Source organism: Corynebacterium sp. TAE3-ERU2 (assembly GCF_019209955.1).
Classification (GTDB): domain Bacteria; phylum Actinomycetota; class Actinomycetes; order Mycobacteriales; family Mycobacteriaceae; genus Corynebacterium; species Corynebacterium megadyptis.
In genome coordinates this window covers 103,957-123,149 of the sequence record NZ_JAHUTL010000006.1, presented here as the reverse complement: position 1 = coordinate 123,149, position 19,193 = coordinate 103,957, and the positions used below count along the sequence as shown (strand labels likewise).

At 64.6% G+C, this 19,193-nt stretch carries 18 protein-coding genes; 3 read left to right on the top strand and 15 right to left on the bottom strand.

Annotated elements, in window-relative coordinates:
• Positions 1-25 precede the first annotated feature (25 nt).
• The 7 genes from hpf to KRX12_RS09390 form a co-directional block, all read right to left on the bottom strand.
• A complete protein-coding gene (gene hpf / locus KRX12_RS09420) occupies positions 26-697 on the bottom strand; it encodes a ribosome hibernation-promoting factor, HPF/YfiA family (RefSeq protein ID WP_218365224.1) in 672 nt (223 codons plus the stop codon).
• Positions 698-885: 188 nt separating this feature from the next.
• Positions 886-1,398, bottom strand: a complete 513-nt coding sequence (locus KRX12_RS09415; RefSeq protein WP_255550200.1) for a ComF family protein — start codon at positions 1,396-1,398, stop codon at positions 886-888.
• A 190-nt stretch (positions 1,399-1,588) separates the two neighbouring features.
• Positions 1,589-3,403, bottom strand: coding sequence for an LpqB family beta-propeller domain-containing protein (locus tag KRX12_RS09410; RefSeq protein ID WP_218365226.1), 1,815 nt, complete (start codon positions 3,401-3,403; stop codon positions 1,589-1,591).
• Positions 3,384-5,498, bottom strand: a complete 2,115-nt coding sequence (gene mtrB, locus KRX12_RS09405; protein ID WP_370625572.1) for an MtrAB system histidine kinase MtrB — start codon at positions 5,496-5,498, stop codon at positions 3,384-3,386. The genes KRX12_RS09410 and mtrB overlap by 20 nt, the downstream gene beginning before the upstream one ends.
• Positions 5,499-5,517: 19 nt before the next feature.
• The gene (mtrA, locus tag KRX12_RS09400) at positions 5,518-6,198 is read right to left on the bottom strand and encodes an MtrAB system response regulator MtrA (protein ID WP_218365227.1); all 681 of its coding nucleotides are present in this window, start codon (positions 6,196-6,198) and stop codon (positions 5,518-5,520) included.
• A gap of 4 nt (positions 6,199-6,202) precedes the next feature.
• Positions 6,203-6,832: a dTMP kinase gene (locus KRX12_RS09395; protein ID WP_218365228.1), complete on the bottom strand. Its 630-nt coding sequence runs from the start codon at positions 6,830-6,832 to the stop codon at positions 6,203-6,205.
• Positions 6,832-7,185, bottom strand: a complete 354-nt coding sequence (locus tag KRX12_RS09390; protein WP_218365229.1) for a DUF4259 domain-containing protein — start codon at positions 7,183-7,185, stop codon at positions 6,832-6,834. The genes KRX12_RS09395 and KRX12_RS09390 overlap by 1 nt, the downstream gene beginning before the upstream one ends.
• Positions 7,186-7,630: 445 nt before the next feature.
• Here KRX12_RS09390 and KRX12_RS09385 point away from each other — a divergent pair, with 445 nt between their 5' ends.
• Entirely contained in the window at positions 7,631-8,506 is an 876-nt protein-coding gene (locus KRX12_RS09385; protein ID WP_218366455.1) for a hypothetical protein, read from the top strand.
• Positions 8,507-8,583: 77 nt separating this feature from the next.
• Here the strand turns inward: KRX12_RS09385 and manA are convergent, their stop codons facing one another.
• From manA to KRX12_RS09365, 4 genes are all read right to left on the bottom strand, one after another.
• Positions 8,584-9,810: a mannose-6-phosphate isomerase, class I gene (gene manA, locus KRX12_RS09380; protein WP_218366454.1), complete on the bottom strand. Its 1,227-nt coding sequence runs from the start codon at positions 9,808-9,810 to the stop codon at positions 8,584-8,586.
• Between the two features lie 89 nt (positions 9,811-9,899).
• A complete protein-coding gene (locus KRX12_RS09375) occupies positions 9,900-10,889 on the bottom strand; it encodes a hypothetical protein (protein WP_218366453.1) in 990 nt (329 codons plus the stop codon).
• Between the two features lie 23 nt (positions 10,890-10,912).
• Positions 10,913-12,289: a phosphomannomutase/phosphoglucomutase gene (locus tag KRX12_RS09370; protein WP_218366452.1), complete on the bottom strand. Its 1,377-nt coding sequence runs from the start codon at positions 12,287-12,289 to the stop codon at positions 10,913-10,915.
• 89 nt (positions 12,290-12,378) lie between these two features.
• Positions 12,379-12,837, bottom strand: coding sequence for a DUF3499 domain-containing protein (locus tag KRX12_RS09365; RefSeq protein ID WP_151529494.1), 459 nt, complete (start codon positions 12,835-12,837; stop codon positions 12,379-12,381).
• A gap of 95 nt (positions 12,838-12,932) precedes the next feature.
• On the opposite strand from KRX12_RS09365, the gene KRX12_RS09360 reads away from it, so the two are divergent.
• Positions 12,933-13,400, top strand: coding sequence for a metallopeptidase family protein (locus KRX12_RS09360; protein ID WP_218366451.1), 468 nt, complete (start codon positions 12,933-12,935; stop codon positions 13,398-13,400).
• An 81-nt stretch (positions 13,401-13,481) separates the two neighbouring features.
• Here KRX12_RS09360 and KRX12_RS11030 read toward each other — a convergent pair whose 3' ends face one another.
• The 4 genes from KRX12_RS11030 to rfbD form a co-directional block, all read right to left on the bottom strand.
• The gene (locus tag KRX12_RS11030) at positions 13,482-13,826 is read right to left on the bottom strand and encodes a WhiB family transcriptional regulator (RefSeq protein WP_370625236.1); all 345 of its coding nucleotides are present in this window, start codon (positions 13,824-13,826) and stop codon (positions 13,482-13,484) included.
• 471 nt (positions 13,827-14,297) lie between these two features.
• A complete protein-coding gene (locus KRX12_RS09350; RefSeq protein ID WP_370625580.1) occupies positions 14,298-15,431 on the bottom strand; it encodes a sugar phosphate nucleotidyltransferase in 1,134 nt (377 codons plus the stop codon).
• Positions 15,432-15,645: 214 nt separating this feature from the next.
• Positions 15,646-16,542 (bottom strand): glycosyltransferase family 2 protein, encoded by an 897-nt coding sequence (locus KRX12_RS09345; protein WP_218366450.1) that lies wholly within the window; start codon positions 16,540-16,542, stop codon positions 15,646-15,648.
• Entirely contained in the window at positions 16,539-17,417 is an 879-nt protein-coding gene (gene rfbD, locus KRX12_RS09340; protein ID WP_218366449.1) for a dTDP-4-dehydrorhamnose reductase, read from the bottom strand. The genes KRX12_RS09345 and rfbD overlap by 4 nt, the downstream gene beginning before the upstream one ends.
• A gap of 274 nt (positions 17,418-17,691) precedes the next feature.
• On the opposite strand from rfbD, the gene KRX12_RS09335 reads away from it, so the two are divergent.
• A complete protein-coding gene (locus tag KRX12_RS09335; RefSeq protein ID WP_218366527.1) occupies positions 17,692-19,185 on the top strand; it encodes an LCP family protein in 1,494 nt (497 codons plus the stop codon).
• Positions 19,186-19,193: the final 8 nt, after the last annotated feature.

Below are 19,193 nucleotides of genomic sequence, written 5' to 3'. Positions count from 1 at the left end.
CATTCCCGCCGTGGCGGTCGAGGGATTAGCTCTCCTCGTCCTCCGTCAGGGCGATCAGGCCGTAGTCGAAAGCGTGACGGCGGTACACCACGGACGGGCGGTTGGTCTCCTCATCGATGAAGAGGTAGAAATCGTGGCCCACAAGCTCCATCTCAGACAGAGCATCGTCCACGCTCATCGGAGTAGCGGTGTGCTCCTTGCGACGAACGACCTGGCCGGGCATGACATCCTCCACCTTGTCGGCGTAGGTGTCTGCATAACGATCATCTTCCTCCTCGCGGGCGGCCTTTGCCTCATCCACGAGCTCGCGGGCGATCTCGCCGGTGGACAGCGGGGCGCGGTGACCAGAACGGCTGATGGTGCGGCGGGCCTTCACCTTGCGCAGCGAGCGCTCCATCTTGGCTAGCGCGGTCTCCAGCGCGGCGTAGAAGCTATCCTCCTTCGCCTCGGCGCGAGCCAGGTGGCCCTTACCGGTGGCGGTGATCTGAATACGATCGGCGCGATCGGCACGGCGCGGATTCGGCTCATGCTGCAGCTCGACGTGGAAGAAGGTGAGAGTGGGATCGAGGCGCTCGATCTTGGAGAGCTTAGTATTGACACGCTCAGCGAAGTGCTCGGGAACCTCAACGTTACGTCCAGTAATGCGAACCTGTGCTTCTGGGCGCAGAGTCTCGGTGTTGTCAGCAGGTGTAGTCACGTGCGTGTACCTCCCGGGGTTGGCCACCACCAACGGAAGGGCTGGATTGCTCCTCCGCGGTCTGCGGTGACGATGATGTCTTGCACCTCAAGAATACATCTGGTTATGACCAATCTTCTAGGGTTCTCAACGATGTTCGCCCTTAGCGGACAGGACGAGTCCGCATTAGCCCAGCAACGTGGATTTCTCTAAGCCGCCGCTAAGGTTATGGCACCGATCACCCTTACCCCCGCATACGCCAGCGCGGCCCGGCTCGCGGCCAGAGTGGATCCTGTCGTGAGGACGTCGTCGACAAGCACAGCGGGAAACCGTGGCCGCGGGGCCCGCCGCACCCGCACCGAGCCGCTTAGGCTGCGCCGCCGCTCCGCTGCACTCAAACCCACCGAATCGCGGGCGCTGGGCGTGCGGAAGAGCAGCTCAGAGGTGGGGATACGGGTGTGGCGGCACAGCGCGGTCACATGATCGCCGCCGCGACGACGCGCATTGCGCCGGGTGGTGGGCGCCGGAACGAGGCTCAGCCGCTGCGGCTCCGGCAGCTCACCGCGCGCGGCCATAAACTCCAGCGCCGCCCGCAGCACCGCCGCCGCGTGCGGGATCACATCCACCCGTCCGCGCTCTTTCATCTCCACGATGATCTGGCGATGCGCCCCGCCATAGGGGCCGCAGGCCCATACCGGAATATCCAGCTCCACAGTGGGCATAACCAGTTCCGGTGGTTGCGCCAACGCCCGCGCACACCGCGGACATACACGCACCCCCGGCGCGTGACATCCCGCGCAGCGTACCGGCAGCATCCATTCCCACGCCCCGCTCATGGCAAGCCTCCCCCGTGTGGGCCCTAGCGGCGCGCCCTCTTTTCAGGGCGATTCCGCGCCGTCTCGTGCCCGCAGCTTAGCGCGCGACCACGGGGATCGCACGGGTTCCCTGTAGGGCCGGGACCTCGCGCCAGAAGGTGGAATTACCGCCGATGGGCAATTGCAGAACCGAGTGCTGATCGGCTACTACATAGTTGGAGTTGCCGGCCGCCACTCCCCGCACCGGGGCGGTGATATTGCCATTGGGCAATGCGATCGCCTCCGAGCCATCGGTGGAGAGCTGCCACACCGGGGTTTCTTGGCTCTTGGTGCCCACGATCAACGAGCCCGTGGGCGTCCAGTCCAATGTGGTGGCCTGATTGCCCAGAGAGGGCGCAATATTTTGGATGGCGTGCAGCGCATACTCGCCCGACTGCTCCGAGACCACCGTGCCCAGATACACATCGCCTTCGACGATGAACGCGGCGCGCACGCCCGTCGGCGACAGGCGCAGCGCCGTGATCGGCGGGCGGCGCGATTCCTCCTCGACGTCGATCGTGTCCCAGAGCTCGTCCACGTCCACCTCGGTATTGGCCACTTCCCCCGTGGAGGTGGAACGCGCGGTGCGCACCACGGTGGTGCCATCCACCACGCTCCAGATGGCATGGCCATCGGCGGCGAAGGTGGGGCGGGTGATGCTGCGCCCCTCTAGGGCCTTTTTCATCGGCACATCGAAGCCGCCGTAGTAGAGGGTGGAGTCCTTCACCGACTCATCCACCGCAGACACCTCGGGGTCCTCATCCTCGCTGGGATCGGTGGAATACACCGCCGCCACCGAGTCCGAGCTGGCGAACACGTCTGCCGATTGCATCACGCCCTTGGTCCCGCCTTGGGTGGAGACTCGCGCCGGGGTGTCATTTTCGATGGAATATAGCTCTCCCTGCGCCACCGCATAGAGCGGCAAGGACACCGCTGCGGAGGCGAAGGGATTGAACTCGGCCACATCCGATAATGAGGTGGTATTCGCTCCCGCCGTGAGCGGCAGGCCATCGGAGGTGATGGTGTAGGGATCGGCGATATCGGAGCGGGCGAGGGTCCAAGCGGCTTGGGCCGCAAAGAGCTGCCGTTCTTCCGAGCTGAGGGTTTGCAGCCCCGTGAACTCATAGGCCGAGTTTTGCTCGCCAATGAAGGTGGAATTCGGCGGCAGCGCCGATTTCACGCCCTCGCGCAGCGCCTCCCGCGGACCGGCCGCCAATAGCGTCAGCAGCGTGGTGTCGAGGGAATTCGGATCGGAATAGACCCAGCGGCGATCCGCCACCAGCCTTTGGAACTTGGGATCAAAGAAGTAGATATCGCGCGGCTGATACTGCTTGCTCAGCTCGCTCATCTCGATGATGACACCATCGGGTAGCGAGGCGATCCGCCACTCGCCGTCCACTCTTTTCAGCGACATTTCTGCCTCAAAGGACGCATGTTCCGGCTGATAGACCCCGCCCTCGCGGAGGTAGCCCACCACCTCGCCGCGCACCGTGTAGCCGACTGTGCCATCGCGTGGGGTTCCCTTGGCGTTGAGATCCACACGATCGACGATGATCGCCCCCGTGCTGGACTCGGGGCTTTCTTTCCACGCGGCGGCGGCCTCGGAGGTCATGAAGTTGCGAGCGCTGGCGTAGTTTTTGCTGGGATTCGCCGAGGCAGTAAAGAAATCGCGCAGCAGGAGGTCCGGTTCCCGCCCAGGCTCAGGGGTGAGCTCTCCGCCCACATCGGCCCCGGGTTCGAAGGAGCGCAGCGCCTGCGGATCGGAATCGGTGGGCAGGCTGGTGCAGCCGGCGGTGAGCAGCGCCGTGGCCAGCACCGCGGCCGCCACGGTGCGGCGGGCGGCGGCTCGGGGTTTATTCGCGCCAGTCATCATCGTCCTCCTTCAGCATCGGCGGCTCCGTGTGCGAGTCAGCGGCGGGGGCATCGGCTGCGCCGTCGGAGTCTGTGGAGTCCGCGGAATCGTCGGGGTCTTCGGAATCCTCGAGGGGACCAAAATCTTCCAACTCCGCGGCGGCGAGTTCCTCTTCCGAGATTTCCATGAGATCGGCTAGGTAGTCCCGGTGCGGCGGCCGCGCCTGCGACGCCTCGGTGGAATCCATCTCGCCCGCAGTCTCCTCAGCAGCTGCACTGGGGTGGCTCTCCCCCGCTGCGGCGGGATCATCGAAGGCACCGAACTCAGCGCGGGCCCATTCTTCATCGGAGATCTCGGCGATCTCATCCTCCGATAGCTCGGTGGCGCTCGCAGCCATAGCACTCGCGGCAGTGGCACCAGCGGTGGCTGCCGCCGCGGGCTCCGTGGTCTCCTCTTCTTCTGCGGCCGCACCGAGGGCGGAGCCGGAGGCCGCCGCCTGGGCCTCGAACTCATCGGTGGGCAGCTCGGTCACCCCTACCGAGATTGAGGTATCGATGAGATCCAGCGGCAGCGGCGACTCCTCGACGTGCTCATGCGGGTGGCGCGGCAGGGTGAGGCGGAACATGGTGCCCACGCCGGGCTCGCCGACGGCTTCGAGGCGACCGCCGTGCAGCTGGGCATCCTCGCGGGACATGGCCAGCCCCAGCCCGGTGCCGCCCGAGTGACGCTTGCGGGAGGGATCGGCCCGCCAGAAGCGTTCAAATACCAGCTCCTCTTGGCTGGGCTTGAGCCCGACGCCGTTATCGCAAACCGCCAGGGCCACGGCCTGTTCATTGCCGCGCAGGCGCACCAACACCGGTTTACCTTCGGAGTGGTCGATGGCATTGGCCACGAGATTGCGCAGGATTCTCTCGACGCGCCGCGGATCCACGGTGGCCATCACCGGCTCCTGCGGCAGGTCGAAGCGCACCGAGACGCCCACCTTTTCGGCCAAGTGCTTGACCTGTTTCCACACGGAGGTCACCACCGAGCGCACATCGCCCTCGGAGGCGGATAGCGTCGCCACTCCGGCATCGTGTTTGGAGATCTCCAACAGGTCCTTGAGCAGGGCCTCGAAGCGGTCGAGCTCGCGAATGAGCACATCGGAGGCATGCTGGGTGAGCGGATCCAACTCCTCGCGCTGATTGGCGATCAACTCGGCGGCCATACGCACCGAGGTCAGCGGGGTGGAGAGCTCATGGGAGACATCGGAGGTGAATTGTCGCTGCAGATCACCATATTCCTTGAGCTGGTCGATCTGCTTGGAGAGCTCCTCGGCCATGGAGTTAAAGCTCATGGCCATGCGCGCCATCTCGTCTTCGCCATCGACCACCATGCGCTCGCGGAAGTGCCCATCGGCGAAGCGCTGGGCGATACGTGAGGCCGAGCGCACCGGCCCCGTGATCTGCTGGGTGAGCAGCCACGAGATGCCCACCAGCAGCACCAGCAGCACCACGCCACCAGCGGCGAAGAGGCCGCGCATCAGCGCCAGGGTTTGCTCTTCGTTTTCCATCGAGAGCACGAGATATACCTGCAGATCCGGCACCCCAGAATCGGTCGGCGTGCCAATGATCAGCGATTTCACGCTGCTGCCATCCGCATTGTCCACCACGGTGAACTGATAGGAGACCTGCCCTTCGCTGACAAAGCGGCGCAGGCGGGGCGGAATCTGATAGCCCTCGGGGGAGCTGATCACATCGGCATCATTATCGCTATTGACCACCACCACCGGCTCGTATACCGCGGCCTTATCCGCCACTGGCCCGCCGGCGCGCGCCGCCAGCGCCGAGCGCGCCGAGTTCACCTGCAGCTGCAAGCTGGTGGCGGAATCGATGGAGGCGATTTGCTGCTCCACGGTCTGGCGCGCCCTATCGATTTCCGAATTGGCAATGTCCAGCTTGGCGTCCACCAGCCGTTGCGTGGTGATCGAGATCATGGACAGACCCAAAATGAGCACGACAAGGGCACACACCACGAAGATCGATCCGATCACTCGGATCTGCAGTGATGTGTTCCACTTGTGGGCGACGGTGTAGCGCAGTCGCCGCGCCTCGGATTTGAGTTGGCGGATGGTCACAACGATGAGCCGGCTCGCCCTACACTGCGCCGGTCTTATAACCGACGCCGCGCACGGTCAATACGATCTGCGGATTCTCGGGATTCTTCTCGATCTTGGCGCGCAGGCGCTGAATGTGCACATTCACCAGTCGGGTATCGGAGGCATTGTGATAGCCCCAGACCTTTTCCAGCAGCTCCTCCCGGGAGAGCACCTGGCCGGGCTTGCGGGCCAGCTCGGTGAGCAGATCAAACTCGATCGGGGTGAGCTGGGTTTCCTCCCCATCACGGGTGACGGAATGGCTCGGCACATCGATCTTTAGCCCACCGATCTCGAAGTGCTCGCCGGGTTCATCATCGGCGCGGCGCAGACGCGCCCGAATGCGCGCCACGAGCTCTTGAACCTTGAAGGGCTTATTCACATAGTCATCGGCCCCGGACTCCAGCCCGAGCACCACGTCCACGGTGTCCGTCTTGGCGGTGAGCATGATGATCGGCACGGTGGAGTTTTGGCGAATGACACGGCAAATATCGATGCCATTCATGCCGGGCAGCATGAGGTCCAGCAGCACGAGATCGGGCTGATGCTGCTCGAAAGCACTCACGGCCTCGGCGCCATCGAGAACCGGGATCGCCTGCAGGCCCTCGGTCTTTAACACGAGGACCAGCATCTCAGAGATTGCGGGATCGTCATCTACGACGAGAATTTTCGGTGCACCCATAGTTTTATAATTCCATACCTAATGTATTCATGATGCGTTCAGCTGTCTTCGCCGGCGAATCCTCCGGGGCGGCCACAATCCACGGGCTGCCCCATTCTTCCGCGGCGAGGCGTCGATAAGCACAGGCCGTGCGCGTTTGCAGATCCGCGTCGCGCTCATAGGCATCGCGGGTGCGGGTGGCATCCTGCGCTTCACGACGCTGCGCTCGCGCCGCCGCCATCTGCACCGGCGTATCCAGCAGCACCTGCACATCAGGCGCGGGCAGAGCAAAGGTGGTGAACTCAAGCTCCGCCACCCACTGCGCTGCGGAGTCATCGCACAGTCGCGCCGAGGTATAGGCGGCATTGGAGGCCACATAGCGATCGAGCACCAGCACTCGGGTGGGATCAGCCGCAGCGGCGGCCAGCTGCTCCCGCGCCCCCAAACGGTCGAGAGCAAAGAGCGTGGCCATGCCGTGAATCGAGTCGATGAGATCGCCCATGCCGCCCTTGAGGGCCTTATCTGCCAGCTGGGCGTGCACGGAGTCCTCATAGCGGGGAAAGCCGAGCACCTCCATGCTGGGGATGCGCTGCTGCAGGGCAGTGACGAGCGTGTTCTTTCCTGCCCCGTCAATTCCTTCGACGGCAACCAGCATTAGTTGAGCGCCTCGAGGAATACGTCGATGTCTGCGTCCTCGACCGAGGTTTCCAAGAGCTCGGCCGCGGTCTCGCGCAGCTCCTCGGAGCCCGAGCCACTGAACTCGCGAATGAAGGGATAGTCCTCCACGACCGCACCGGCGCTATAGGGCGCGCCAGCCCAAATGGCGGCGATGGTGGCGGCGGCGAGCCCATTGTGCAGCTCGGCCTCGGATACCTCGGGCTGGCGCAGGGCTAGCGTGCAGGCATCGTCAACAGCTTCGATGATCTCCTCGCCGTCGAGGGTGGAGAGCTCATCGAGAAACTCCACATTGACGTCCTCGGTGAAAATGCTTTCATCCCAACTACTCATGCTGACCTCACTCCCGTGCTTGTTCAGTATTCACTCCGACCGCGCCACCGTCGCACCCCTGAGCTACGCTGGTGTCCGCTTTCGCCGCGGCGGGACAGCAACAGTGGAGCTGCCCGAAGGACGATGGACTGTATGAGGGCGATGACGCGTGTTTATCCCATATCTACCACGGCTTACCTCGGCGCAATATTTGTTCCCACCGGCACGTGGAGCCGGAGTGCGCGCCGCGCGGCGAAATGGGCTCCTGAACCCGCCCAATAGGCACACCGCGGCTAACGTCTGATGTCCCCGCTGTCAAGCACAAGCGCCGCAGCGCTCAACTTTTCTGGCTTATCGCTCTTTTCACGGGTCCCCTATTCGTGTTATCGTCCTTGGCGAGTTATAGATTCGTTATATTTGCTCATAGGCGGTGCATAACGCTCGCTGAGCGGAAGAGAGGTGAGCGATGGTTGATACCGACCTGAAGCGATTCTTCCTATTCACCTCTGCCGGCTTGGCGATCGCACTGATCGTGGGTGTCGGCGCGTGGTGGCTCTCGGCCCCCAATACTGGCCGCAGCGAAGGATCCACGGAGACCCGCGGCGGCTATGTCTCGGTCAATGAATCCGAGAGCGTTTCTTCTTCTTCCTCCACCGAGGCGTCGAGCGAGCCGGAGCGCCGGGAGGATGAGGACAGCTCGGCCGAGTACCAGGCCAGCCCTTCCCGCATGACGCCCCTCGCCCCCAACCGCGGCTCGACCCCGCAGTCCCTCGGTGCGCCGATGAGTAGCACGGCCCCGCCCACCAAGGTGCTGCGCCTGCCGACCACCGGCGAAACCGCGACGACAAGCTCGCAGCTGCCGTCGTTGCTCCCGAGCATTCCTCCGATCATTGGCACGGGCGAGCCCTCCACCCCTGCAATCAGCAGCAGCTCCTCCACTCCGGGCACGAGTGATTCCTCTAGCACCTCCTCGGAGAGCAGCACGACTACGACGCCGGAGGATGATGACACCTACACCCCGACCACTGGGGACGTCGAGCCCGTGCCGAGCAGCCCCGCTGATGAACCCGCGGAGAGCACGACAACGGGCACGCCCTCGAGCGAGCCGTCCAGCTCCGCCCCTGTAGAGCCCAGCGAGCGCTCTGCGGGTGAACGCAGCAGCACCCAACCGAGCGCGACGAGCACGGCCCCGAGCAGCTCCCAGCAGAGCAGCCCGGCGCCCTCCTCCGCCGCTCCGAGCAGCTCCGCCGTACAGCCTTCTCCGGCGGCCGAGAACGCCAGCGCCGACGCTACGAGCACCGGCCCCACAGTGAGCTCGCCGCGAAACACTCCCAGCTCTTAACCCACAGCTCTTTTCCGGACAGCAGAAACGGCCCCCTCCCTGAGGATGGGGGCCGTTTTTTGGGGTTCGTGGGGTGTTTAGGCGAACGCCCAGAAGAGGTGGGCGCTCTCGCTGGTGGAGACGCTCACAGCGCGATCGCGCTCATCCACCCACACCGCCTCGGTGGGGTGAAGTGTCAGCTGCTCGCCCGCGGCATCGGTGACCGTCAGCTCGCCGGCGGTGGCCACCAGAATGGTGGGGCCGCTGAGCTCTAGATCGAGTGGCGGGTTCGCGGCGTCGATATGCGCGCAGGAGAGCGTGAAATCCTCGATCGGCACGGGATAGCGGGTGATGGTGGTCCCGTTCTGGGTGGTGCTCTGTGTTGTCACGAAGGGATCAACGAGCGGGGCGAAGCCCAAGACCTTCACCAGCTCGGGCACGTCCACGTGCTTGGTGGTGAGGCCACCGCGCAGCACATTGTCCGAGTTGGCCATCACTTCCACACCCACCCCGTGCAGATAGGCGTGGAGCGAGCCGGCGCGCAGATAGATTGCCTCGCCGGGCTCGAGACGCACGTGGTTGAGCAGCAGGGCACCCAACACGCCGATGTCATTGGGATAGCGCTCATTGATGGCGCGCACATTGTGCACAGTGTGGGCGATCCACGGCTCCACCTGTGTCTCATCGAGGGCGTCGATGGCGCCAATGAGGTTCTGAATCAGCTCCGCCCGGGCGGCGGTGGGAATGGTGATCCAGGTGGTGAACAGCGCCCGGAGGCGGTTTTCCTCTTCCTTCTCCGCGAGCGCCTGGCCATCGTCGATCATGTGCAGGTAGCGCTCCATGGCCGCGCAGTTCAGCTGGCGCAGCAGCTGAATCGTCTGCGCGAGGGGACGGAATCCCGCCATGGCCTCAAACTCGGACAGCGCCACCAGCACCTCGGGCTTGTGGTTATCGTCCTTGTAGTTGCGCTGCGCCCCGCCTACCGGAATACCGAGAGCATTCTCCCGCTCCCAGCCGTCCTCGGCTTGCTGCTTCGAGGGATGGGCCTGGAGGCTCAAGGGCTCATCGGCGGCGAGAATCTTGACCAAATACGGCAGCCGGTTCTGGTAGCGATCGGCGATGCGCTCGCCCAGCCACTCACTGGGCTGCTGGGCAATGAGCTCGCTCAGCGGCTCGCCGTCCACCGTGGAAGGGGAAGCCGGGTGCGCCCCGAACCACAGTTCGGCGATGGGATGCGGCGCGGGGGCCTGATCCCCTTTTAGCCGTGGAATGGCGGTGCGGGAACCCCATGGATAGGCCCGCTCGATTCCCTCGAGACGGTGCATGTACTTCTATTACCTCCTTGGCCTGCGCTTTGCGGCGCACGCCTTAAAGCGGCTCATGCAATGACACAAGAAGCCAGTGCACTGCGCATTTAAGCAGTGGCGCAGCTGGCTGCCCACGCGCGTGCAATGAGCCTTAAGCCTGGTGCAAGTGACTCGGAGTCGGCTGGGTGCGCGTCTCCGAGTGGCAGCGCGTCCGCTGTGTCTGCTGAATGATTCTCGCAGTATTCGCAGCGCGCTTCAATAGGCATCACAAGATCGGCTACGGAGCCGAGTGCCCAAACAACAACCTTTGAGGATAGCATCGTCGGCGGTTCGTCGAGGAACGGGTCATAGAAGATGTCCTCAGTTGAGCTCGGTGAGGACTCATCGTGGAGCCGATGCCCCTGGGCCGATAGCGCCGTGTGTACGCCGCCGGCGCGGCTAAAGAGTACCGCAATGAGGGTAGCGATCTCCTCGCTATCGTCGCTGGCTGCCACGTGGACCACCGGCGAGTCCTGGACATACTCGGCCAAGGAGCGCGCCGGATTGACCACGCTATCGCGATCAGGGTGGCAGGCGGCTAGTTCCTCATCCACCTCATCGGCAATCGAGTCGAGGGTATCGGCCACCCCGGCGGCGTCCATGCGCAGGCCGAGCACGGCGGCGGCGAGGGCCGCGATGGTGCGCGCCGGCGAGTTCTGCGTCACCGAGGGCAGTGCCGGCACCCCAGCCACCCCGGTTTCCTCGGCGGTATAGGAGGCGAAAGGACTGAGCAGGATGCTCACGCATCCCCGCGCATGGGCGGCGCTGGCGGCGGCATAGGCCTGGGGCTCGTGGGCTTCATCGGCGCTGATGATCACCACATCCATCGCCCCTGCGTAGCGCGGAAGCGCCGGCACACACACCACCGGCACCCCGGCGCTGGGCAGCAGGGCCAGCCCCGCGCGCACCACGCAGCGATTGAGATAGTCGGGGGCCACCACGATGATCGCCCGCGGCGAGGTACTCAGCTCGAGGGCGCCGTCGCGCACGGCGCTGGCAATGGCGCGGATTTGGGCGCCCTCGTGGGACAGGTCGAAGAGTTCCTGCTGGTTCATCATGGCTGGCGGCCCCTAGCGGTGGGTTAGGCGCGGATGATGCCGAGGATTTCGTTCACGAGCTCCTCCACATCAGCGGCGGTGGGTGCCTCCACGTTGAGCCGCAGCAGCGGCTCGGTATTGGAGGCGCGGACATTAAACCAAGCGGGAGTGCCGGCCAGTTCCACGGTCACGCCATCGAGGCGGTCAATGAATTCCGCCCGGTCGGCGAAGGCCTCGACCACTGCTTCGCGACGCTCCTCTTGTTGCTGCGCATTCTCCAGCACAGAGTTGATCTCGCCGGAGGCGGCGTAGCGGTTATAGCGGGCCATCAGCTCCGAGAGCGGGGCCTCCTGCTCGCCGAGGGCGGCGAGGACGTGCAGCGCGGCCAGCATGCCGGAGTCGGCGTTGAAGAAGTCGGTGAAGTAGTAGTGCGCAGAGTGCTCGCCACCGAACTTCGCCCCGGTATCGGCCATCGTCTTCTTAATGAAGGAGTGGCCCACGCGGGTGCGCTCGGCGGTGCCGCCGTGCTCGGCGATAATCTCCGGCACGCTCTTGGAGGTGATGAGATTGTGGATGATCGTTGCACCGGGATGCTCGCGCAGGGTGCGTTCGGCAATGAGGGCACAAATTGCCGAGGGGCTTACCGGCTGGCCCTTCTCGTCCACCACGAAGCAGCGGTCGGCGTCGCCATCGAAGGCCAAACCGACATCGGCGCCGGTGTCGAGCACGAACTTCTGGAGATCCACCAGGTTCTTCGGGTCGAGCGGATTGGCCTCGTGGTTGGGGAAGGTGCCGTCGAGTTCGAAGTAGAGGTCTGCGACCTCGATGGGGCTATCGGCGAACATCGCTGGGGCGGTCAGCCCCGCCATGCCATTGGCGGCGTCGATGGCTACCCGCAGCGGCCGGATGGAGGAAATATCCACCAGCTCGTTGAGATAGTCCACATAGCCCTCGAGCACATCGCGGCTTTCCATGCTGCCGGGCTCGCCCTCGAACACCGGCACGCCCTCGATGAGCATCTCGGTGATATCGGCCAGCCCGGTCTCCTGCCCCACCGGCTTCGCCCCGGAGCGGCAGAGCTTGATGCCGTTGTACTGGGCGGGGTTGTGGCTGGCGGTGAACATCGCGCCGGCACACTCGAGTACCCCGGAGGCGTAATAGAGCTCATCGGTGGAGGCCAGTCCCAGGTGGATGACGTCCACGCCCTGGGAGGCGGCGCCGTCGGCGAAGGCTTGGGAGAGCTCCGGAGAGCTGGGGCGCATGTCGTGGCCAATGGCCAGCAGGCGGGACCCCTCACCATAGATCAGGTGCCCGAAAGCGGCGCCGGTGTCGTACATGAATTCTGCGTCGATACTCTCCCCGACGACTCCGCGGATATCGTAGGCCTTCACTACAGCATGGACTGCCTCTGGCGAGCGCATAAAGTTCTTTCCTTTGCAGGCACGTAGATCTACTGGATTAAAAACGTACCGACAACTATAGCCCGCCGCGCGGACACGGCGGCCGCCGCTTAGGATTCCTCGTTCTCAGCAGGAACGATATAGAGGTGGCGCTTGCCCACCGCGCCCTTGGGGCGATCCTGGCGGCTGCGCGCGGGGTGGCGGCGGTTCTCCGCATCGCGGGCGCGCTGCTGAGCGTCGGCGCGGGTGCTCGAGCCATGTTCGCTTAGAGCCGAGCGCGGCACGAGCCCGGAGGCATTCTTGCCCACCTCACGCACGGCCTCGGCGAGGGCGGTGAGGTGCTCATCATCGTCCTGCAGCCCCGTATCAATGCCATCCACGCGCAGCATCTCCCAGCCTAAGGGGGCGGTGATGCGGGCGGCGTGATCTGCGCATAAGTCCCAGCTGTGGGGCTCATTGCGGGCAGCGAGCGGCCCCACCACGGCAGTGGACTCCGCATAGGCATAAGTCAGCGTTGCCACGGCAGGCTTGCCGCAGCCAGGACGGGAACAACGACGAAATTGGCTCACGCCCCAAAAGTCTAGACTGTTAGTCAAGGTTTAGACAGTCCTTGGCGGTGGCGCCTCACCCATCTGGTCGCCGCGGCCACTTAGAGTGGGAAGCTATGAGCACCCTTCCTGCCCGCCTCCGTTCTCGCGATCGTCGAGGTCGCGGGGTGCGTGGGCCCCTGATGCCCGCGGCCTTGCCCCGCTTTGTCAGCCGCAGCGAAGATTTTGATCGCGCCGTCTTGGCGGCCTATGCCCCCATTCAGGCTCGCTTCGCCGCGGAGTTGGACCATCTCGATATTGCCATCGACATGATCCCGCGCATGCGCCTGCGCACCGATCTGACGATCCTGCCGGACGATATCGCCTCGGACGGGCCGGTGCCGCTAGGGCGCGTCATCTCCGCCGGAGTGGATCGCTATGGCAATCCCACCCGTCCGCGCATCGTGCTCTTCCGCAAGCCCATCGAGCTGCGGGCGCCCACACCCCAGGAGCGGGCCGAGCTGCTCGATACGGTGCTGGTGGCCCTGGTGGCCTCATTCCTCAATGTGGCCCCCACCGTGATCGATCCCAGCTTCGAGCTCTAATGGCGGCACTGGGGCCCCGGAGAAAAAGAAAAAGCCTAGACCCGCGGGTCTAGGCTGCTCTGAACAGGAGGAAGGCTCGTATTAGCCGAGCTGCTTCTTCAGACGGCGACGCTCACGCTCGGAGAGTCCGCCCCAAATGCCGAAGCGCTCATCGTGCAATAAGGCGTACTCCAGGCATTCATCGCGGACACCGCAGGCCTTGCAGATGCGCTTGGCCTCACGGGTGGAGCCGCCCTTTTCAGGAAAGAATGCCTCGGGGTCAGTCTGGGCGCATAGCGCCTGGTCGTGCCATTCCTGCTCGACGGCTCCGAAGAGATCATCAAAACTGAGTTCACCGTAGGAGGATTCCGCCGCAGCGGAACGGGTGGTGGCATCGCCGTGATCCTGCGCCTCAGTATCGGGGTAGTCACCCTCGACGCTGCTGATCACGAGGTGATCGGCCTTATTTTCCACGTCAAGCCCCCTTTCTTTGCCGGCGTGATCTCTTGCTACTTCCTCAGCGCGCTTCGCGCGCAGCCCGCACTGCTATCTCTCACTAGATCAGTCCGACAGTATTCGGGGTGGAACATTCCGTGTGATTTTCACCGAAGAATGGTCCGCTCCTCACCCACCACTGGGGTGGATTTTTGACTCCGGCTAGCGAGAGGGAATGCGAGCCAGTTACACACTTGTGATTACACACGCGGGCCTAGATATCGTCAAGCCGCTTCGGCCCTCCCTGGATGAAAATGTGCGAATTTGCTGGATAATCGCCACATTCGTCACAGAATTAACAAACCCCCAGCCTCGGGGGTGAGGCGTGGGGGTACTACATATAGATGTCGCCGGCCATATATGCCAACGGGCCCACAGCGCGTCCCTCGCGCGCAGACTACGGGCAGCGACTACCGCGGGCCGCTAGGCATCCGTCGAAAAGCGAATGCCGCCATCCGGAATGGACACCCCCGGCCACACGCGCATCCCGCCGCGCAGCTCGCAGCGCGCCCCCAAGGTGGCGCCATCGCCGACAATTGCATCGTGAATGTGGGTATTGGGGCCGATATGCACCCCCGCGCCGATAATCGAATTGGAGATGATCGCCCCCGGCTCAATGGTGGCGCCATCGAAGACCACGGTGGCGTCGAGGCGGGAGCCGGCGCCGATCTCGGTGCCGCGGCCCACCACCGTGCCGCCGAGCAGCAGCACGCCATCGCGCACCGCCGCGGAGGGAGCCACCACGGACTCGCCGGTGCACCCTGCCAACAGCGGCGAGGGGGCAATACCGCGGACCAGATCCGAAGAACCACGAACGAAGTCCTCCGGGGTGCCCATATCGCGCCAATAGGAGTTGTCCACATAGGAGAACACGCGGCAATCCTCCTCCAGCAGGCGCGGGAAAATTTCGCGCTCCACGGAGACATTGCGATTGGCGGGGATGGTCTCGATCACCGGGCGAGAGAACACATAGGCGCCGGCATTGATCTGATTAGTGGGCGGGTCCTGGGTCTTTTCCAGAAACTCCACCACGCGCCCATCGCTATCGGTCGTGACGCAGCCATAGGAGCGGGGATCGGCCACGCGCACCAGGTGCAGGGTCACATCCGCCTCATTCGCGGCATGGGTGTCCAAGAGAGCCCCGAGATCCGCGCCGCCGAGCACATCGCCGTTGAAGACGAGCGCGGTGTCATAGCGCAGCTTCTCCAGCACGTTACGAATGCCGCCGCCGGTGCCGAGGGCTTCTTCCTCCACCACGTAGTCGATCTCGACCCCAAACTCGGAGCCGTCGCCGAAGTAGGACTCGAAAACCTCGGCCTTATAGGAGGTGGAGAGAACAATGTGGGTCATGCCGGCCGCCTTGATGCGGGCGAGCAGGTGCTGCAGGAAGGGCACGCCGGCGGTGGGAAGCATGGGCTTCGGTGTGTTCACCGTCAGCGGGCGCAGGCGCGTACCTTTGCCGCCGACCAAGATCACAGCATCTACCTCGCGCGCCGGTACCTCGGTACCCTCGGCCAGGGTCGTCGACGCCGGATCGAATGTCTGGGGTGAGCTCATCATCGAGTGCTTGTACCTTACTTATCTCAATAGTCCCGCCCACGTCTGAGGCGCAGGCTGCACGCAGGGGTGAGCCGCAGCCAAAGCAGTGGTGCTTTCCTTGTAATCTATCCCAGCCCGCGCCCGCGTCGGTCGCGGCACGCCCACGCGCCGCGGCAAATATCGGTGGTGCTGTTCACAGGGCGCGGCACTGCCCTCCGCCCCGCCGGCGCGGCTAGTCTGCGCTGCGGCGCGCCCGCGCCACGGCGAGAATCTCCCGCAGCTTCAGCCCCACTTTCAGGGCCACGCGCAGCGGCAGGTGATAGGCCTTGGGATAGCGATCCGCCTGGAAACGATAGGCGGATTCATGGTGCGCGGGCAGCAGCCGGCCGGGGTCCCGATCGGCCACATGGCCCTTGGCGTGGGTGATCACGGCGGCAGGTGCAAAGACATTCTCATAGCCGGCCCGACCCAAACGATCTCCGAGATCCACATCTTCCATGTACATGAAATAGCGTTCATCGAAGCCGCCGATAGCGTCGAAGGCCTCCCAGTTGAGCAGCAGGCAGGAACCAGAGAGCCAGCCGGCGGTGTGGGCGGTGCTCATATCCGCATCATTGCGGTAGCGGCGGGACCACGGGTTGTTCTTCCACACCCCGCCGAGTAGCGCGTGCCCGATACCCAGCCCGAGCGTGGGCACGGCGCGGGCGGAAGGATAGGCAGAACCATCGGGCTCCTTAATGTACGGCCCTACCGAGCCCACCGAGCCCTGCCACGTGTCCGCGGTGTTCAGGAGCGTATCGATACTGCCTGGGCCAAACACCACATCGGGATTGACCACGAGCAGATAGCGCGGGTCCACCTCCCCCGCCGCCCGCGCGGCCTGGAGGTGCTGGGCAGCAATATTGATGGCATGTCCATAGCCCACATTGCCGCCGGTGGGCAGAAATTCCGCACAGTCATAGTCCCGTTCGGCCGCCTCGGGGGCGCCGTCGCGGGAGCCATTATCTGCCATGACCACGCGCACCGGCCGGGAGGTGGCCGCGGGGAGGGAATCGAGGAACTCCCGCAGGTGACGGCCAGGAGAATAGGTCACGGTGATGATGGCTAGAGCATTGGTATCCACAATCACTCCATGCTACCGCTCACCGCACGGCGCACCCCGCTGCGCCACTCCGGTAGCGGGGTCAGCCCGGCGCGCTCCCACGCCTGCGTCCCCAAGGCCGAATTATGTGGCCGGCGTGCCGGGCGCGGATAGGCGCTGGAGTCCACGGCTTTCACCCGTGCCGGATCAGCCCCCACGACACGGACAACCTCGCGGGCTAGGGTGCACCATGTCACGGCCTCGCCGCCGCCCACACAATGCAGCACCTGCGGTAGGGGCTGGCCTTGTTCATGCTTATCGACGATCTCCCACAGCCCTCGCGCCAGATCAAGAACGAAGGTGGGATTGCCCCATTGGTCATCCACCACAGTCAGCGTGTCGTGCTCGCGTTCTAGCCGCAGCATCGTCGATACGAAATCGCGGGCCTCGGGCAGCACCTGCCCCGAGTACACCCACGCGGTGCGGACCACCGTGGCGGCGGCGCCACTGGCGGCGATGGCCTGCTCCCCGGCGAGCTTGGTTCGCCCATACACCGTCTCTGGGTGGCAGGGCGCATCCTCCGGCGCCGGCTGTGGAGCGGGCGCCGCCCCAGCGCCCATCACATAATCGGTGCTCACATGCACCAAGAAGGCCCCGGTGCGGGCGGCATGCTCGGCGAGCAGCTGGGGGCCGCGGGTATTGCTGGCCGCAGCCGCGGCGGGCTGTGTCTCCGCGCCGTCCACATCGGTGAAGGCGGCGGTGTTGATGATGAGGTCGGCGTCGATAAGCGCACACTGCTGCGGGGAGGTGATGTCCAGCTCACTGCGGCTGAGCCAGGTGAGATGCTGGCGACGCTCGGGCGGGCAGGTCAGACGGAGGGCGCGGCCAAGCTGGCCCCCGGCGCCGGTGACGGTAATACGCATGAGTGTCCTTGGGGATTGACGGGCGGCGTCTAGGAATTGTTGGTGCTTTGTCACTAGAATCTCATATGCTGTCGGCGCGGCGGGTATCCGTAGCGCCCCGCAGCACAATCCGCACGCGGCACGCTGGGTGCGGAGCAGATCCTTGTTGCGCCACAGTCAGGAGCGTGTAGCACCCGTGTCAGGCTCGAACCGTCAACGCTATGTTCGCGACATCAGCCCCGCCCCCAAGGCGGGCGTCGAGCTGCAGCAGGCCGGCCCCAAAGGGTGGCGGGCCATGGTTGCGGTGCTGTCGGTGATGGTGCTGACCATTTCTGGCCTCGGCTACTTCTCGGTGGGGCGTATCGGCTCGGATGTGGCCAGCGCGGGCAATCTCTCGCTCGGCCTCGGCTCGAATGCCCCCAGCGATGGCGCCACCGATATCTTGCTCGTCGGCTCTGACTCCCGCACCGACGCCCAGGGCAACTCGCTCTCCCCCGAGGAGATCGAGATGCTGCACGCCGGCGATGAGCAAAATGACAATACCGACACCATCATGGTGGTGCGCGTGCCCTCCGATGGCTCTTCCGCCACCGCTATCTCCATTCCGCGCGATACCTATATTCATGATGACGAGTTTGGCAATCTCAAGATCAATGGTGTCTTTGCCGCGCACAAGGCCAAGGAAGTCACCCGCCTTAACAACGAGGGCATGACCGATCAGCAGCAGATTGCCCGCCAATCCAAAGACGCCGGCCGCAAGGGGCTAATCGACGCCATCGCGGATCTCACCGGCATTACCGTCGACCACTACGCAGAGGTGGGTCTGCTCGGCTTCGTGCTGCTCACCGACGCTGTCGGCGGCGTGGAGGTGTGCCTGAACGAGGCCACCTATGACAAGTTCTCCGGCGCGGATTTCCCCGCCGGCCGCCAAACCCTCAGCGGCAAAGAGGCCCTAGCCTTCGTGCGTCAGCGCCACGGCCTGCCCCGCGGCGACCTCGACCGCATTGTGCGCCAGCAGGCCTATATGGCCTCGCTGGTGCAGACCGCTTTGAAAACCAACACTCTTACCAGCCCCTCCAAGTTGAACCAGATGGGCGATGCCGTCACCCGATCGGTGATCATCGACGAGGACTGGGACATCATGAGCTTCGCCACCCAGCTGCAGGATCTGGCCGGCGGCAATGTGCTGTTTGAGACCATCCCCGTCACCAGCATCGACGGTGTGGGCGACTATGGCGAGTCGGTGGTGACCGTGGATCGCAACGAGGTGCACGAGTACTTTGATCGCCTGCTCAACCGCGACGAGCAAGACGGCCAGGAGTCCACGGACGGCCAGGACAATCGCGGGGATGCGGAGGGCGCGGCTGCCGATAACGCCGGCCCCAGCGCGATCACGGACGTCACCGTCCTCAACTCCACCACCACCACCGGCCTCGCCGCGCAGGTGGGTGGGGCGCTGAAGAATGACGGCTACACCCTGGGCGAAATCGGCAATGCCCCGGCAGGGCTGTACACCTACTCCCAGGTGGTGGCCGCCGATCCGCAGAATCCGGCCGCCCTCGCCCTCGCCGACAAGCTCGGCGGGGTGCCCGTGACCTCCTCCCCCACCCTCAACCCGGGCAGTGTCGTGGTGGTTGTGCACAATGACTACATCGGCCCGAAGGATGAAAACGCCCCTGTAGAAAGCGAGTCCACCGAGGTCATCGGCGAGCCCGGCACCGAGCTGGAGGACTCTCAGCTCTCCCCCACGCTCGATGCCGGCGGAGACGGCCCGCGCTGCGTCAACTAGGTTAGGGT

Coding starts and splice junctions, on each gene's coding strand:
- KRX12_RS09415 (WP_255550200.1), bottom strand. CDS start 1,398: ATGCCCACTGTGGAGCTGGATATTCCGGTATGGGCCTGCGGCCCCTAT.
- KRX12_RS09410 (WP_218365226.1), bottom strand. CDS start 3,403: ATGATGACTGGCGCGAATAAACCCCGAGCCGCCGCCCGCCGCACCGTG.
- mtrA (WP_218365227.1), bottom strand. CDS start 6,198: ATGGGTGCACCGAAAATTCTCGTCGTAGATGACGATCCCGCAATCTCT.
- KRX12_RS09395 (WP_218365228.1), bottom strand. CDS start 6,832: ATGCTGGTTGCCGTCGAAGGAATTGACGGGGCAGGAAAGAACACGCTC.
- KRX12_RS09390 (WP_218365229.1), bottom strand. CDS start 7,185: ATGAGTAGTTGGGATGAAAGCATTTTCACCGAGGACGTCAATGTGGAG.
- KRX12_RS09385 (WP_218366455.1), top strand. CDS start 7,631: ATGGTTGATACCGACCTGAAGCGATTCTTCCTATTCACCTCTGCCGGC.
- manA (WP_218366454.1), bottom strand. CDS start 9,810: ATGCACCGTCTCGAGGGAATCGAGCGGGCCTATCCATGGGGTTCCCGC.
- KRX12_RS09375 (WP_218366453.1), bottom strand. CDS start 10,889: ATGATGAACCAGCAGGAACTCTTCGACCTGTCCCACGAGGGCGCCCAA.
- KRX12_RS09370 (WP_218366452.1), bottom strand. CDS start 12,289: ATGCGCTCGCCAGAGGCAGTCCATGCTGTAGTGAAGGCCTACGATATC.
- KRX12_RS09360 (WP_218366451.1), top strand. CDS start 12,933: ATGAGCACCCTTCCTGCCCGCCTCCGTTCTCGCGATCGTCGAGGTCGC.
- KRX12_RS09350 (WP_370625580.1), bottom strand. CDS start 15,431: ATGAGCTCACCCCAGACATTCGATCCGGCGTCGACGACCCTGGCCGAG.
- rfbD (WP_218366449.1), bottom strand. CDS start 17,417: ATGCGTATTACCGTCACCGGCGCCGGGGGCCAGCTTGGCCGCGCCCTC.
- KRX12_RS09335 (WP_218366527.1), top strand. CDS start 17,692: ATGGTTGCGGTGCTGTCGGTGATGGTGCTGACCATTTCTGGCCTCGGC.